The 15,934-nt window shown below is 36.6% G+C and carries 12 protein-coding genes, 1 tRNA gene and 2 pseudogenes; 1 reads left to right on the plus strand and 14 read right to left on the minus strand.

Going from position 1 to position 15,934, the window contains the following annotated elements:
* Window positions 1–777 precede the first annotated feature (777 nt).
* The 14 genes and pseudogenes from cysK to F6K23_RS13880 form a co-directional block, all read right to left on the minus strand.
* Complete coding sequence (gene cysK / locus F6K23_RS13815) at window positions 778–1,740, minus strand: cysteine synthase A (RefSeq protein ID WP_293156076.1); 963 nt, start codon at window positions 1,738–1,740, stop codon at window positions 778–780.
* 1,280 nt (window positions 1,741–3,020) lie between these two features.
* Window positions 3,021–4,913: an iron uptake porin gene (locus F6K23_RS13820; protein WP_293156079.1), complete on the minus strand. Its 1,893-nt coding sequence runs from the start codon at window positions 4,911–4,913 to the stop codon at window positions 3,021–3,023.
* 960 nt (window positions 4,914–5,873) lie between these two features.
* On the minus strand, window positions 5,874–7,508 hold the full coding sequence (locus F6K23_RS13825) for an HD family phosphohydrolase (RefSeq protein ID WP_293156082.1): 1,635 nt from the start codon (window positions 7,506–7,508) through the stop codon (window positions 5,874–5,876).
* Window positions 7,509–7,864: 356 nt separating this feature from the next.
* Window positions 7,865–8,146, minus strand: coding sequence for a 4a-hydroxytetrahydrobiopterin dehydratase (locus F6K23_RS13830; protein WP_293156084.1), 282 nt, complete (start codon window positions 8,144–8,146; stop codon window positions 7,865–7,867).
* A 1,403-nt stretch (window positions 8,147–9,549) separates the two neighbouring features.
* Window positions 9,550–9,714, minus strand: a complete 165-nt coding sequence (locus tag F6K23_RS13840) for a hypothetical protein (protein WP_293155918.1) — start codon at window positions 9,712–9,714, stop codon at window positions 9,550–9,552.
* Complete coding sequence (locus tag F6K23_RS13845; RefSeq protein ID WP_293156160.1) at window positions 9,657–9,857, minus strand: hypothetical protein; 201 nt, start codon at window positions 9,855–9,857, stop codon at window positions 9,657–9,659. Before F6K23_RS13845 ends, F6K23_RS13840 begins: the two co-directional genes overlap by 58 nt.
* Before the next feature lie 141 nt (window positions 9,858–9,998).
* Window positions 9,999–10,223, minus strand: a complete 225-nt coding sequence (locus F6K23_RS41785) for a transposase family protein (RefSeq protein WP_367267692.1) — start codon at window positions 10,221–10,223, stop codon at window positions 9,999–10,001.
* Window positions 10,224–10,358: 135 nt separating this feature from the next.
* Window positions 10,359–10,781 carry an aminotransferase class V-fold PLP-dependent enzyme gene (locus F6K23_RS13850; RefSeq protein ID WP_367267693.1) on the minus strand — a complete coding sequence of 141 codons (423 nt, stop codon included), beginning with the start codon at window positions 10,779–10,781 and terminating at the stop codon, window positions 10,359–10,361.
* Window positions 10,782–11,465: 684 nt separating this feature from the next.
* Entirely contained in the window at window positions 11,466–11,729 is a 264-nt protein-coding gene (locus F6K23_RS13855) for a hypothetical protein (RefSeq protein ID WP_293156090.1), read from the minus strand.
* 93 nt (window positions 11,730–11,822) lie between these two features.
* A pseudogene (locus F6K23_RS13860) lies at window positions 11,823–12,007 on the minus strand (transposase); the annotation flags it as partial.
* Window positions 12,008–12,123: 116 nt separating this feature from the next.
* Window positions 12,124–12,195 (minus strand) — tRNA-Asn (locus F6K23_RS13865).
* Window positions 12,196–12,351: 156 nt separating this feature from the next.
* A complete protein-coding gene (locus F6K23_RS13870) occupies window positions 12,352–12,897 on the minus strand; it encodes an NYN domain-containing protein (protein ID WP_293156093.1) in 546 nt (181 codons plus the stop codon).
* A gap of 366 nt (window positions 12,898–13,263) precedes the next feature.
* Entirely contained in the window at window positions 13,264–13,944 is a 681-nt protein-coding gene (locus tag F6K23_RS13875) for an energy-coupling factor ABC transporter ATP-binding protein (RefSeq protein ID WP_293156096.1), read from the minus strand.
* The gene (locus F6K23_RS13880; RefSeq protein WP_293156099.1) at window positions 13,941–14,207 is read right to left on the minus strand and encodes a hypothetical protein; all 267 of its coding nucleotides are present in this window, start codon (window positions 14,205–14,207) and stop codon (window positions 13,941–13,943) included. Before F6K23_RS13880 ends, F6K23_RS13875 begins: the two co-directional genes overlap by 4 nt.
* 1,600 nt (window positions 14,208–15,807) lie before the next feature.
* Here F6K23_RS13880 and F6K23_RS13885 point away from each other — a divergent pair.
* Window positions 15,808–15,934 (plus strand): annotated as a pseudogene (locus tag F6K23_RS13885) (photosystem II D2 protein (photosystem q(a) protein)); the annotation flags it as partial.

Here is a 15,934-nt window from a genome sequence, read left to right on the forward strand (position 1 = left end):
TGCCAATTAAATAAGCAAACCTTTAAATTTATAATTGTAGATTAAATATTTTAGATTCTAGATAGCAATAGTGAGTAGAAAATTATATCAGATATTTTAATTTCCCATAAATATGACTTTTGCTAAATTTTGAACATGGCTTAAATTTGACTTTCCGTAATGTAGATACTAATTATATTTTCTCATCAAAATACTTAGTCTTTGCAAAGCTTTAAATAATCTCAAATTAGTCAAGTACTTACACATTTATCCTCATCAAACACTACTAGACAAATATAACAATCCTATTTAAGTTGTAATATTTTGATGGTAGGGGCGAATGGCCATTTGACCCTACAGGAGTCAGGTAGGGGAGCAGTCGGATTGGCGACATACGGAATTTTAAAGGTTTTCAGTTCAAATTAACTATTATAAAAAAAATTCTCACAATCAATTTATGATTGCTATATATAGCACTATAGTTTTTCGCATATATATTGAGACATTTTGTCAAACTGAAATTAAAATCAACTAATATCCAGAAACTAAGTATTCCTGTTACTTTTTCCCGATCGCTTAAATTTGTCAAAAATCTAGTGTAACGTGAATGTGTAAGTCCCACACTGAAATATATCTAGTGCAGGATGGCGGAAATAACTGACCAGTTACAAAATCCCAAAACAATTACAAATCAAAAATGATTGACTGTCAGATGTGCGTCTTACATTCATTCTGAGGACACCTCGCCAATTAGCACTCGATGCATGAATTTTGACTTTTAACTTCCGCGTAGCGGCACTAGCTGACTGCCGTAGCTAGAGTTTGTTCTGGTTCTTGAAACAGTGGCGTACTTAAATAACGTTCCCCAAAACTAGGCTGAATCATTACTATTAATTTACCTTGATTTTCTGGTCGCTGACCTACTTTTATTGCTGCACAAAGAATTGCTCCTGTAGAAATACCTGACAAGATACCTTCCTCTTTAGCTATACGACGACCATAACTAATTGCTTCACTATCAGCAACCTGAACCACTTCATCTATGATATCCACATTCAGAACAGATGGGACAAAACCTGCTCCTATTCCCTGAATTTTATGAGGTCCAGGTTGTCCACCAGATAAGACTGGACTATTTGAAGGCTCCACAGCGATCGCTTGAAAATCAGACTTTCGTTGCTTAATAGTCTCTGCAATACCTGTAATGGTTCCACCAGTACCAATACCAGCAACTAGAATATCAACTTGGCCATTTGTATCTTCCCATATTTCCAATGCTGTAGTCTGGCGATGAATTTGTGGATTAGCCGGGTTATCGAATTGTTGTAACATATATGCATTAGGCGTTGAATCTACTATCTCCTGCGCTTTTGTGATACAACCCTTCATACCTTCACTACCTGGGGTCAACACCAGTTCCGAGCCATAAGCGCGTAACATAGAGCGACGCTCTAAACTCATGGTTTCTGGCATTGTTAAAATTAACTTGTAACCCCTAGCGGCAGCTACCATTGCCAGAGCAATACCCGTATTTCCAGATGTTGGTTCAACTAATACTGTTTGACCGGGTGTAATTAAACCCTCACGCTCTGCTGCATTTATCATATTCACACCGATGCGGTCTTTGACAGAGGCGGCAGGGTTCATTCCTTCTAGCTTTACTACTATTCTGGCTACACATCCTTCTGCTTGAGGAATACGATTCAATTGTACTAGAGGTGTGCGACCTACTAATTCCGTAATATTATGAGCAATACGCATGATATATTTATCCTAAATGGTATGGTATACTGAGGGCTACTTAATAACTTGATAGAAAATATTTTTTTATGCTAAACTTTAAGTTTATTTTCAGCTAAAGTAAAGTATTGTTGATTTCTGTAAAAATACTTTCTACTTTTTCAGGAATTCACATTATTACCAAAAGTCTAAAATAAATTTATACTAACTTATTTTCTATTTTATTTTGATAAGTATACCCAATATTAGCTATGATTGCTTGGGTTTCTATATATCTTATGTACTGAATCTTGCAGATTTATATATTTTTTCTTTTTCTTTATGTTCTTCTGAGTATATTCTTTAATCAAAATTATTGAGTCAATTTTTATATCTTAAAAAACCTTAAAACTAATTTATAAGTTTGTATACTTACTACTAAATAATAAGTTTATTTTCAATCAAATATATTTTCTATTCTCTTTCTTAGTCAATTGGATATACGGATATGACTAAGTTTCTCTATTCTCTCTCGATCCTTTGGAGCTGTGTTCAAGGCAGATATGCTGTTGTTAACTTTTATTTACCTCGAAACATAAGTTATAGTAACTGCCAGGGCGATTAGGACAGAGAAAAATCAAAATTATTAGACCATTTCATAGAGGCGATATAGCTGTGGCTAGGCTCCACCAACCCTATATTTCTCCTTTATGTCCTCAGCACCTTGGCAACTGCTATAAATTAGTTTTCACATATATTTAGTTGAATAATTTACTAAATTTTCAATACAAAAATTGTAATTCTACAACCTCTTTGAGTAACCCTGAAGGAGATAGTATATATTGCTTGCTAATTTTTATATTTATAAATTTTGAATTCAAACCAAAATCAAATCTCATTTAATATCTGTCAATAAAAAGAGTGAAAAATAAATTTAGTTTACTGATGTTAATTATCAAAAGAAGAAACAGGGAAGAGAAATGTAGAGGAATCTGTTTTCAAATAAGTCTTAATTATTAATAGCAGTCGAAGCAAAGAGGGCAGACATATCAAAAGATTAAAACTCAGGCAACACAAGATTGTTTTTCTTCTAGATAACTAATCGCCTAAATAACTAAACGCCTTCTCTCCTAGATAACTAACTTTTTCCTCCTTGCTTCTTTTTTCTGCTATATCTATCAGGATTATTTGATAATTCAAGTATAGAATTTTTAACTCTCAGAATTATATGTATGTAGTTTGAGTAATCCGAGATAAATTGCAATTAATAACTTTTTAAATTATGAGGGTGGAATAGCCACCCTCATAATTTTAACTAACCACTAGAACTGAAATGTAGTTCTAATAGTACCAATAATTAATTCATCATTATCATCATCTTGGTTAGCATTTGTAATTACAGTCACACCAGGAGTAATCGAGATATTATCTGTAACTTGATACTTGTAGAATGCTTCTATGTGCCATGACATATCTTGTCGTAATCCTGATGACAACCCATTAGGAACATCTAGTTCATTCATATAGGGTTCCCGACCTACAACAATACCACCTAAACTACCTTCCTTAAACAGATCGGGGAAAGCAATATTTGCTCCATAACTCCATTGTTCAAAATCACCTAAACCAATTAGTTTCCCATCAAGATACATACCAAAGCCATTAATAGTTACCCAATCAGCTGCTCTCCAGGACATTTGTACACCATAAGCATTAGTCGAAACTGGTTGAGCAATATTAACTGAACCTGGTCGGCGATCATTAAGTTCCGCATTTAAACCAAAGATAGTATTGGCAACACCAGTACCCACAAAGCCACTGTTTAAACTGCCATTATCCCCTAGACCTGTAGCTGCACCATCATCATATCCAAAATTTCCTGGTCCAAAATAGCCTTTGTTATAAGTCAGTCCAATTTGGAAATTTTTAATTGGAGTAAAGGTTAGTTGTGCTAGTGCAGCATAATCTCCATTAAACAAACCTCTTCCTTCGCGAGGGTCTTCACCTTCCGCTGCTAAGTAACCAAAAGATACAGAAAATGGACTATAAACACAAGCATATTGGTCTTTGCAACCAAAATCATACTCAATACCAAGTCCTTTACCACCCCCTAAACGATAGATTGGACTCCTTTGACCAAAAGCACTTAAAGAACCACTTCCTCCATCATAATCTTCCATATAAGGGTTGAGAGTAGGAACAAAGTCGTACCAACTTACTTTATTAGCAGCTATTGTTACTCTAATATTATCCCTGACTGGGAACTTATAGAAAAGTTTATCTAGCTCAACCGTATCATCTGTGCGGTTAAGAATATTGAAAGTTTGCTGTCCCTCAGCTTCAGCTATTTTCTGGTTAAATGCTTGAGCATTACCTGCTTGTAACCTTGTAAATAATAAGTCCTCACCAGAAAAGCTAGTGTTGAAATCTAAACGTACCCTGTATTGAAATACTGTTTGGTCTTCGTCTTGTGTATTATCATTGTACGTTCCGTATTGCCCTTGGTCTTCAAAATTATCAACAAAGGCAAAAATTACCTCACCTCTAAGTTTGGTAGTTGTCGAAAATTGATTGGCCTCTAATTCTGCAGCACGAGCTTCTAGAGCATCAACACGACCCCGTAAAATAGCTAACTCAGCAGAAAATTCTTCTTGTAATCTTTGTAAAATTGCCAGGTCTTCTCTACTTACTGTATCTGCTATGGCAGCTTGTAAAAGTTCTGTAATTCTATCTAAACAAGCATTAACACCAGCCGCAAATTCAAAACGGGTCAAAGCACGGTTGCCTCTATAAGTACCATCCGGATATCCAACAATACATCCATAACGTTCAACTAAGGATTGTAGTGCTTGAAATGCCCAGTCTGTAGGTTGAACATCAGAAAGTTGAGATACAGAAGTAACTTGACCTTTTGTTTTTCTTCTTGCTCTATTAAGATTACGAAGACTTGGTTGACGAAGATTACGTCCTTCTCTTCCGTAGCGGTTTATTTGTCGTATAGTCGTTGCTGGTGCATTAGCAACGGAATTAGCTGAATTTGTTCCAGGGACTTGAGCTAATAGTTCAGTTTCCTGTATTTCTATGCTTGTATCTTGAGATTGAGCAACCAGATTAGCTGATTGACTTTCAGTAGCTACAGCGGCTGAGGATGCAACAAGGGTTGCTCCCAAGACTGCTGGACTAAATAGTAGACAATTCCAGAATTTTTTTGACATTTTCCCTCTCATCCTCACACCAATTAAAGAAAGACTGTGTGACGTTCTCCTACATCAAATCAAATATTATGATGTAGGCTTCCCAACCTCACGGATAGGGTTTTCTGTTTCACAGGGAGTGTAACCACTTAACCCTCAGCAGACAGAGACGATAAGACCCACCGCCTTTTTGTACTAAACAATTCTGTACTCCGGAAAGTTCCCTCAAGAGTTGTCCCTTTTCACGGGTTGAGGGTGAACTTCACCAATTGAACCCCATACTCGCTATTTGTTTTCATGGTTCTCTCAGGTGCGTATTACCGCTACTCCTGATATAATCAGAACACAAAAAAAGCACACAATGAAGAAATAAGCGGACGCTACGCGGTTTATTTGTTGGTCTGCAATTCCCCTTCCGTTAAAATTTGTATAACGGGAGACCCCTTGCCGACATCAAATTTGGTGCTACTATAACATAAAATTTTTTGATGAATGGGACATCGATCCTCATTCATTTACCGCCAATTAATTTCACACCAAATCGAAAATTATGGTGTGAGGCTTCTCGACGGTTTAGCTAAACTGAGGATTATTAAACCACCAGCTTAACTACATAAATATATTAGTATGTAGTTGAGTGAAAGGTTATCACAATTTTTTTTTATCAACAACCTCTATACAGAATTTTTTTATTCTGTTAATCATGGCCTAAATAATTTTTGATATTTGCGTCTCTAGTATAAATTTTTGCTTTTTCGAGTGTACTTTATCAAAATAATTGGGTCTAAAACCCCGGCTTTAAAGGCCAAATATTTTTGGAGCGAAGCTCAAATCCCTGTTACAAAAATATAGTTATTTTGAATAAGAATGGGGCACTTTTTCAGATAAAACCCTTTCACAGCAAGAAAAACTCGTCTCAATCTAAACCAGAATGACTATAAATTCTGACTTCTGACTTCTGACTTCTGACTTCTGACTTCTTTAAATGCTGTGCCCTAGTATCGAGAAGACTTCTCGTTGTTCAAATAGTTCCAAGAAGTTGCTATTAATTTTATTCTGGGCTGCTTCATGACGCATAATTCTGAGAGCAGCTTCTACAGGCAAACCTTGTTTGTAGGGGCGATCGCCTGCTGTTAAAGCATCATATATATCTGCAATAACCATAATCTGGGCTTGAATAGGAATATCTTTTTGCTTTAGTCCCCTGGGATAACCACTACCGTCCAATTTTTCATGGTGTCCATAAGCAATTTCTGGAATTTGCTGTAAGTTATTTGTCCAGGGAATCCGCTTCAAAAATTCGTAAGAATGAGTTACATGAGACTCCATAGCTTTTCTTTCTTCAAAAGTCAAGTTACCTCTAGGGACTGCTAGTTGAGCCATTTCCTCCGGTGTAATTAGTGATTTAATTTGACCATCTATGTCTTTGTAGGTGTAAAGCAATACTTGCTTCAGTTGTTTCAGTGGTTCTTCTGTTGTTATAGTTGGCTCGTTAGCGGTTAATACTATTTGCCAATAGTTATTAAGCTGGGCGATCGCTGTTTCTAGTTCTAAATCCAGATTTTCCATTTTTTGGCATAGAGGACAATTTTCTTGAGTATGTTGTTGAGATATGTCAGATAAATGTCCTAGTAACTGTTTGTACTTGGTTTGAGCATATTCCATTTCCAGGGTACGTTGAGCAACAGAAAACCTTTGCTCAATCAGCTCTAATTGTTCTTCATAAAGTTTTTTACGTTTTGTTAATATTGCCTCTGGGACTCCAATTTTACCGAAATCATGCAGCAAAGCAGCATACCGAACTTCTTTAATTTGCCTGTCGTCAAAGGATATGCCCAATAAAGGCCCGCTAGTAATAGTATTAACTTCTTGACACAAACTCACTGTTAATTTTGCTACTCGCTCTGAATGACCTGATGTACATATATCTCTAGCTTCTATTGCTTGTACTGATGCTTTGACAAAACCCTCAAATAGATTTTCAATATTTTCTTGTAAATGATTTCTTTCTATTGATATAGCTGCTTGAGAAGCAAGAGAACTGACTATTCGTTCTTCCCATTGTGAGTATGGCTGAGTTAATTCTTGAAAATTATTCGCTGTCAATACTGCATTTGAGTTAATTTTGCGATTAATTAACTGGATCACTCCAATTATTTCTTGAGACCTATTTTGCATAGGTAAAACTAACACAGAACAGGTACGATAACCAGTATTTTTGTCGAAGCTTTTGTCAAATTTATAAGGTACACTTAAAGGTAAATTATAGGCATCTGATAAGTTTAAACTTTCACCTGTAAGAGCAACATATCCAGCCAAGCTTTTCGGTGTCATATTTATGGCCAGTTCGTGGAAAGAAAAGTCTGGCAACGAATTGTTTTGGGCTACCTTGAACAATAACCTAGTAGGTTGATTTTCTTTTTTTTCTACTAGATAGACGCTACCTGCATCACTACAAGTTATCTCCCGACTTTTGGATAAAATTAAATGTAAAATATCGCCCAAATCGTAAGTATCTGAAAGGGCAGCACCAATATCTAGTAGCTGCTCTATCAATAATTCTGTGCTCTCGGTAGCGGATTCTTGCATCCACTTGAGAATATTTAGTTGGAACATAATTTAGGGCTATTAACTAGCCTTTATCCTGAACAAACTTAATTACTAATTAATACACTTAACTTTCGGGTAGTAATATAGTTAAAGAAAATTATTTTTAATTTAAAGGCATCAAAATTCCAGTTTTTGCTTGCTTAATTTCAGTTTTAATTAGAAAATTTATTAACTAATAACTCTATTATAAATACTCGGTCAGCTAATCCGTACTAGACTAACTTAAATTGTATCCACTCAAGAAATGGGGGTATACTACCAGTTGAGAAAAGATTTTACGTAATTTGAGGTTGATCTTTTACCGATTCACTCCGGATTATTGAGCTGTTACCTTAAATTTATATCGAACTACAAAAACTAGCTTAGTCTAAAGCAGATATTTGTTTAGCCATGCTAAAATCTTTTTCTGTTAAACCGCCTGCATCATGGGTCGTTAAATTAATTATTACTTTATTATAAGATATCTCTATATCAGGATGATGCTGTGATGCCTCGGCTGGATCTACTAATTGATTAACAAAACTAATTGCTTCGACAAAATTTTTAAATATTTTTACGCACTGAAGTTTATTTCCTTCTAGCTTCCAGTCTGATAATTGACTAACACGTTGACTAATTTCTTCTGCACTCAGCAATTCACTCATAAAATTCTCCAAAAACTATCCGCTCTTATCATAAAAAAGTAGTATGTTAGCAAATACTTTAGTACTACTTCAAGATAAGAGCGGTCTAGCGGGTCACCTTGATTGGAACCTAACTGCTGAGAGAAACCCCAGATCAGCTTAGTTAAAGTTTATTTTAACCCCCCAGAGGGGGACATAAGCTAGATACTAGAGTCCAGCCCCAGCACACAGCTGGTATTTTCCAATCTGGTGACCCAAGCGTTTACTACTATCTTGCATGGGCATCACCTCCTTATATCCCTAAGCGGTTTTTAATAATCTTTACTATTAATAATAGTAGCACAAAAATTTGAGAATGCAATTGTTTTGTTAATTTTTTTTGTCTCAGTTCAGGACTTCAATAACTTCATAACCAAAAATTAAGAGTTTTAGATACAGAGTAATAACCAAAAAAAGGTTGAGAATTGTCTACTATTTCTCCTAACCGCCTGAGCATCTCCTAGTTGATTACTTTTTATTTAGTTACCAAGACTAAATGAGCTTTCATGTTAGAAACTGCTCTACCACTTGATAAAAAATCATTTTTCATAATCACTTCAATATAACTGTTGACAATAAAACATACAGTCATTACAATAGAAACTTTAGGAATAAAGGTCGGTAGTGCAGAGCGCAAAGTGTGGGAATAATTTGATGAATATAGTCCCTAAATCGTGAAAATAATTATGGAATGTCCTCTGTCTGGTGATCATAAACCCCATAAACACGGAAAAACCATTCAACAATGAATAATGAATAATGAATAATGAATAATGAATAATTACCTCTCCATGAATTGAAGAGGATTGACAATGAAATGAAAATTTTTCTTCACAGGAGTCGATGGTCGGACAGCGAAAAGACCTCGCCATCCCATCCTAACGGACTGCTCCGCAAACGACCGCTGATTATCCCCTATCCAAGGGGAGGCGCATACCCACAATTTTTCGGTAAAGGAACTCAAGCATACTATTGTCCCGAATCCGGACAAACTTTTCCTGGGGAATGGGGAGCAAACAGGCTCAACTTTTGACACTCTATACTATCGTCGGCAAATTGAACCAGAAAAAATGCCCATGGTTCTACAAGCTGATTTGGTGGCATCGCACCCCAGAATAAATTTGGTAAGGTCTGGACACAGACAGAGATAACGGTTAGGTTAGCGTACGCGTACTTCCATTAGACATCTCCAAAAATACTCAAACGCCTATCCTAACTACCTTTTTCCAGAGCTATCGCCATAGAGAAAAGTAGCCAATTTCTACCGTGTCATCAGCTCTTAGAGTTATTTGTTGTTACTAATCAACTTTTTGATTACACTTTTTTCCTCATTTTTTTTGTGTTCAATCCGAATTTATACTTATATTAATTTTCCAATTCTTAACCTAACTAAACCACATATTGTTAGAATTACTTTTTCGTAATTTTTCTCTTTTAATCTCAATCTTTCTCGCGCCACACGCGCATATTTTTATCAACCTTATTACCTGTTCTACAAATATTCTTTTTTGGGCTTTCCGTTTATTCTCTTCTTTAGTTTCTGGTGACATTTTTGGGTTTTTAGTTTTTTTTGTGTAGAAACTCTTGCTCCACCTTGATCACCTTTATCTCCTTGGAATTTTTGTTCATCATCAAAATTTTTTTGTTGTTTCTTCAGTAAATTAATCTCACTTTCTGGCCTTCTTTCTCCCACTATTACATCTACTATTTCTTGTCCTGTCTTGAGTGCTTCTTACATTCGCCGTGGGACGGCGAATTAAGCACTCGCTTTTTCTGTGGTAATTATTTGATTTTTCAAAGTATGTTTTTTTTGTTTCCCTGAGTAATATTTTTGTCAGCATTCAGCTGAATGCTTACATATATTATTTGCTGTTGATTCACTTACTCCAAAAATTATCCCTAGTAATTTCAAGGTAGGCATATGATGCAAATAATACAAGGTCAAAATTATTTCTTCCCTATGATTTAAAGATTTTTTCCTTCCTCCTCCTTGTTTGATTAATCTTTTTTCGTAGGCTGGCCATCGCTTGTCTTTTCTTTTATTAAATTTTTTGAGCATTTTCTATTAATTTTATTAGTTGTTTGTCTGTAATGCCAATAATTCTCTTTGTTTATGAGTGGATGGTTATAAATATATTCTAATACTTGGTTCATTGGCCACAGCGTATATATAATTGGCTACTACAATTTTACATTAAATTTTATTTTGGAGATGTCTAATGTGGTTAAGCAATGCGAGTTTTGTTCTTGGTGAAATATGTTTGATAACTGCTTCAATTATTTGTTGCGGAGACTCTACTGGAAAAGGTAGGGATGCGACTATCACTTTTGCACCTGTGCGATCGCTAACAAAATTCAGGACATGACGACAGGTGTTGTATTCTTGGTCTGTGGTTAATAACTCATCGGTGGGGGAAAAGTTGAGTGAGCGTAATAGTGCATTTACCCCAGTGGTTGCATTTTGAACAAATACTAACTTCTCTGACTTTGTAGCTACAAATTTTGCTAACTTTTCTCTAGCTTCATCCAGTAGAGTTTCAAACTCTCGGACAAAAAAATGTACTGGTTCTGTTTCCAACTTTTCCTGCAGTCTCATCTTGGCTGTCAATACCTGCAATGGATATGCTCCAAAAGACCCATGATTGAGAAAAGTAACATTTGGGTTAAGAGACTAATATAGAGAGCAGTTATTGGTATGTTCGTACTGAAACATTAACTTACAGCGGTTTTCATTTGGGTAGACCACAGTAGGGACGTTCCATGGAACGTCCCTACAAAGTTTTGCTTGTGAAGATGTGGTTCATCAATTTGAAAAGCGCTGTATTAGTTCTAGAATCTTGAACTTAAGATTTTAGTAGAAAAATAGAACTACTAACTATCTCTAGGGTGTGTCATCAATTAAAAATTTGACAAAATGGGTGTTGTATAATCTAGGTCAATGGCATACGCTATGCTCATAAAACGACTGAGGCTAACTGTAGGAATTCCTTCTAGACAGTTAACTGAACGTTGATCGTATCTAGTAGCGATCACGAGGGTACTGTTTGAGAAGGCGCGAAGAAATTTTCGATCACTACAGGTGCTTTATACAATATTTCATCATAATGAAGGAGTTCACGTGCGGTTTTTTTTCGGGGGAATCACTACTTCTATCCCTGTGTGGGTCATAAGTTAAATCACCCGCTCCTGAGCATCGTCAGCTTTATCCCCTAATACTGCTTCTGCTTCTACCATCGTTCAATAATGAATAATTAATAATGAATAATTAATAATTACCTCTCCATGAATTGAAGAGGATTTACTAATCATGAAAATTTTTATTTATTATCCCCTTAAAAGGGGAGGTGCATACCCACAATTTTTCGGTAATAGGACATCTGCTCCATCCAAAATTGAAGTTTGAGGAGTAGTTAAAAAAAAGAGTTGGATTACCTAGAGCATCTACTACCCCATGTATTTTACTGCTCAATCCCCCAATGCTTAGGCCAATATCTTCCTGTTGTGCAGTACTATTCTTAGTCCCGGCACTATGTTGATGAGCACGAACAATAGTGGCATCGATCATGGCATATTCATGATCTGCATCCTCAGCTAAAGCATGAAATACTCTTTCCCAGCTCCCAGCAATGGCTCCAACGACTAAAGGGGGTATGGATCACCCGGAAGTCCCCAAATCTTTCTGGTAAGTCGGTCCTTGGAATTCCCGCTCTATATCTGTATCAAACAGCTTCCACAAAGAGGCGGTTGTCTGTGGCAGTCCTCCCTAAAGTTCCTTCACGGCCTGGTAGTAGATTTTGAATCCGTTCCCATTGGTCCCATACGCAAGCCATAACGTTTAGTCATTTAGAGTAGTCCTTTTTTATGATTCCTGTAGTTATTCTTCATCAGCATACTATACTCTTAATGTCAACCTCCTTAATTGATTACACGGCCTAGGTCAATAACCTAAAATTTTTAAACTCCCCGGGCGGGATTCGAACCTGCGACCAATCGGTTAACAGCCGACCGCTCTACCGCTGAGCTACCGAGGAATGTGTAACTTTATTTCTGAGCTACGATTACTAATCTTAACCCTAACTCAACATATTTTGCAACCCTTTTTTATATTTTTTTTATTAATAGTTATAATAATGTAGTTTTATTAAACTAATTTGACTTTCAGGTATTATTATGGTAATAAGGAAAAGTTATTTACCCATTCTTAGTTCAGCTAGGCGCTTTTGAGACTCTAGGTCTAGGTAATTAGCCAAAAAACGGCCTGATGTTTTTTTGCTTCGTTGACATCTACGCCGAACGCTACTTGCTACACTTTCAATGTCATGGGCAAGCTGTTGAGAAGATATCCATTCTGCACCATAACCTACCACAGTAAGTTGTTGAACTCGATCTGAAGTCGCAACAATTAACCTACTCTTAGAGAGGTGCATCTCTTGACGAAGATTAGCACAAGCTTTCTCTATATATGTATCTGCTGTCTGGCCGAATTCTGTATAATAAACAGATAAACGATCAGTAATAACCTCTTTAACTGTAGGAGTATACTGATATTGAGAATCAAATACTATAGAAGTATTCAAGTCTTGACTAGCACTATAATTTACCATTGCTTCTATCAAATCTCGTCTCGCTGTTTCCAAACCATGAATCCTAAAGCTTTCTTGGAGGCGAGGCCAGATACCAATCACATTATAGCCATCTACGAGCATAACCTTTCGTCTTAAAGAGCGTGACATGATTCAAAGGGATAATTCTCCACAGAATGTTAACAAATACTAATGTAATATAACATTTATTCAGATTCTGTCGTGGTCAAAAAAAATAATCCCTAAACTTTCAAAACTTGAGAGTTTAAGGATCTGAAATTTTGCTGTGATATAAATCTCCTATTGATTAAGATTTACTTCAATACACTCCGCTAAATTTGAGGACATTTACTCCTCTTAACCTATTTGGAGATGAGAACTTTATCTCAGAGAACATCAAATCACTATCTGCCTAGTTTGATTTTCTTCTATGATCGCCCGTGTCTGCCATTCCCCCTACTTCTACTTTGCATATTTGAGAATGTAGATGAGGAAGTCCTAGCTTAAGCTCAATATTTAATCAAACTTTTCTTCAACAGTCTCGGGTTTGCGTATTACTGCTTGACCTCGATCTAATACAAATGCTCCATCACAATAATCCAACTCATTTAAACGATGAGTAACCCACAGAGCAGTAATACCTCGCTTTTTAACCAAGCTTTGAACTTGAGTGACCAAATCTAATTGACTGTCTGGGTCAAGTAAAGCAGTAGGCTCATCCAACAGCAAGATGTCACAATTACGAGCAATAGCTCCAGCGATCGCTATCCTTTGTTTTTGACCCCCGCTTAAAGCATATATAGGACGCCTTTGTAGGTCTAAAAGATTTACTGCTGTTAAAGCATCTTCTACCCGATGACGAATTTGAAGTTGAGAAAGTCTCTCTTCAACCAGTCCAAAAGCCACATCTGCTCCCACAGTAGGCATCACCAATTGATGGTCAGGATTTTGGAAAACAAAACCCATTCGCCCTTGAAAATGAATTTTTCCAGACTGAGGAGACAAAAGTCCTGCCAATACCCTTAACAAAGTTGATTTACCACTACCATTAGTACCCAAGAGCATCCAGAATTCTCCTTTAGGTACTTTTAGAGAACAAGAACGTAAAACCTGACTACCATTAGGCCAATCAAAACAAAGGTCTTGTACTACAATCGCTGGACGAGTAATTTGAATACTGTTATCCCTAGGGTTCATTGTGTCAGAGCAACAAAACCAGGTGGTCTTCCAGTAGCTGCAGCACCAGATTTTTGGGAAATCTGGACACCAGAAATTTCACTGGCAAGTACAGCAATCTTTTTCTCAGGCATTTTCTCACAAGTAAGTTCTATAACTTGAGGATTACCAGAACGAATAGATTCAAGGACTTGTTGATAAACAGCTTCAGCATCCTCCGCTAACTTACGTTGTACTGAAAATGGTGCGGGGGTATACTTCACAATAATGTCAATAGTGAACATTTCTTAGTTAGATAAGTATAATAAACGTTATACATAAATATAGTCATATATATTCAAACAATGTCAAATATGTTCGTGAATTTGTACAAAAGAGCGACTAAGTATTTGACAAAATTTAATAACTCTCGGCCATAAGTTTCATGCCCTAATCAAGTAGGCTGAGAATTCAAGGCTAAATTACCATCACAGAATCTTGCGTAGTGGCCTGTTAAGCCTTAAATGTTGTATTAGGGCGTGTCATCAATTAAAGAGATTGACATTATGACATTAAAAGTATAGTATGATTATCAAGAATAACTATCAGGAATCACAAATGATGCCGAGGAGCAGGTGATAAAGTAGAGCCTTTGACCTACAGAGGAATAGAAGTAGTGATTCCTCCGAAAAAAAAACTGCGCGTGAACTTCGTAATTACGATTATATATTGTATCAAGCAGTCTATGAATTGAAAATTTTTTCGCGCCTTCTCAAACAATATAGAGCGATCGCTACTAGATAAGATAAACGTTCAGTAAACTTTCTGGGAGGAATTCCTACAGGTAGAATCAGTCATTTTATTGGCATAGCGATCGCCATCTCCACAAACCATACAATACCCATTTTGTCAAAATTTTAATTGATGACACGCCCTAGGGTTTTGGACAAAAACAATATATAGCTTAGATTTTGCCATTTTCCTATTACCCTATTTTAAGCTTGACACAACAGTAGTGGACTGACACAGCTAAAACTGTGCATTAGCTTTTAACTTGAAAATTCTTACTTTTGACTTTTGAATTGAATCTAATGCACCATTTAAGGTGCGTCAGTCCAGTAGGTTTGTATCGTACCGCCAGCAAAGGATTAATCAATAAGGTGCGTTAAGGGGTCTGTTAATATAATCAAAAAAGCAGCTCCCTTTTGTCTTTGACTATTGGATAGAGGGTGTTGTAGTTCACAAGGGTCAGGGTGACACCTGCGATCCGAAGAATATGTCTGATTTGACATCCTCCCCGGCTGTTAGGCACGGGGATTCCTACTAAGCCGTAGCTCCTCGGCGGGTTGACGCTTCACAGGGTGCTGCTTCCTTGGCGGTAGTCTAACGCTTCCCTCCACGTCCGCGCACGAGTTTCCGAGTGCCCCCCGGCAACTAATGACACAATAGCATATATTCAATTCACTTGCATGCTCAAATAAAAAGTCGCCCTACAAGGGCGAGGCTTTAAACCCAATTTTTCGGTAACTATATTTTTATCAACTATTAACATTATTCATCTTAAATAGTTATCCAACTGCCAATCTGTACTTTAATACTTTTGGGACAGCTCTCGATCTACTCCCTAGAAGATTCAAACAAAGTCATTTTAGCTTGCCCCATAGCAATTGATAATACTTAACTTCAAAATCTAAATCTAAAATCTAACAAGCACATTGTCCCTAAAAACTATTTTTTTGGGTTGCTCCAAGGGGAAATTACCTTTATAATGATAAATACGGTAAAGAAATTTAAACAATGTTTACAAAATCTCTCATATTCTGCTATGGCAGAGCAATAATTATTTAGAGAAGGTTGAAGTAAAACATTACCCGTAGTTATCATAATTATTTGGAGAATTCCGTAATGACTGTAGCAGTCGGACGCCCGCAGAGTCAACGAGGACCATTTGATGTCCTGGATGACTGGCTGAAACGCGATCGCTTCGTATTTGTAGGTTGGTCTGGTGTACTATTGTTCCCATGTGCTTTTC

It is taken from the genome of Okeania sp. SIO2C9 (assembly GCF_010672455.1).
Taxonomy (GTDB): Bacteria; Cyanobacteriota; Cyanobacteriia; order Cyanobacteriales; family Microcoleaceae; genus Okeania.

Coding starts and splice junctions, on each gene's coding strand:
- cysK (WP_293156076.1), bottom strand. CDS start 1,740: ATGCGTATTGCTCATAATATTACGGAATTAGTAGGTCGCACACCTCTA.
- F6K23_RS13820 (WP_293156079.1), bottom strand. CDS start 4,913: ATGTCAAAAAAATTCTGGAATTGTCTACTATTTAGTCCAGCAGTCTTG.
- F6K23_RS13825 (WP_293156082.1), bottom strand. CDS start 7,508: ATGTTCCAACTAAATATTCTCAAGTGGATGCAAGAATCCGCTACCGAG.
- F6K23_RS13830 (WP_293156084.1), bottom strand. CDS start 8,146: ATGAGTGAATTGCTGAGTGCAGAAGAAATTAGTCAACGTGTTAGTCAA.
- F6K23_RS13840 (WP_293155918.1), bottom strand. CDS start 9,714: ATGTCACCAGAAACTAAAGAAGAGAATAAACGGAAAGCCCAAAAAAGA.
- F6K23_RS41785 (WP_367267692.1), bottom strand. CDS start 10,223: ATGCTCAAAAAATTTAATAAAAGAAAAGACAAGCGATGGCCAGCCTAC.
- F6K23_RS13855 (WP_293156090.1), bottom strand. CDS start 11,729: ATGATCGATGCCACTATTGTTCGTGCTCATCAACATAGTGCCGGGACT.
- F6K23_RS13870 (WP_293156093.1), bottom strand. CDS start 12,897: ATGTCACGCTCTTTAAGACGAAAGGTTATGCTCGTAGATGGCTATAAT.
- F6K23_RS13875 (WP_293156096.1), bottom strand. CDS start 13,944: ATGAACCCTAGGGATAACAGTATTCAAATTACTCGTCCAGCGATTGTA.
- F6K23_RS13880 (WP_293156099.1), bottom strand. CDS start 14,207: ATGTTCACTATTGACATTATTGTGAAGTATACCCCCGCACCATTTTCA.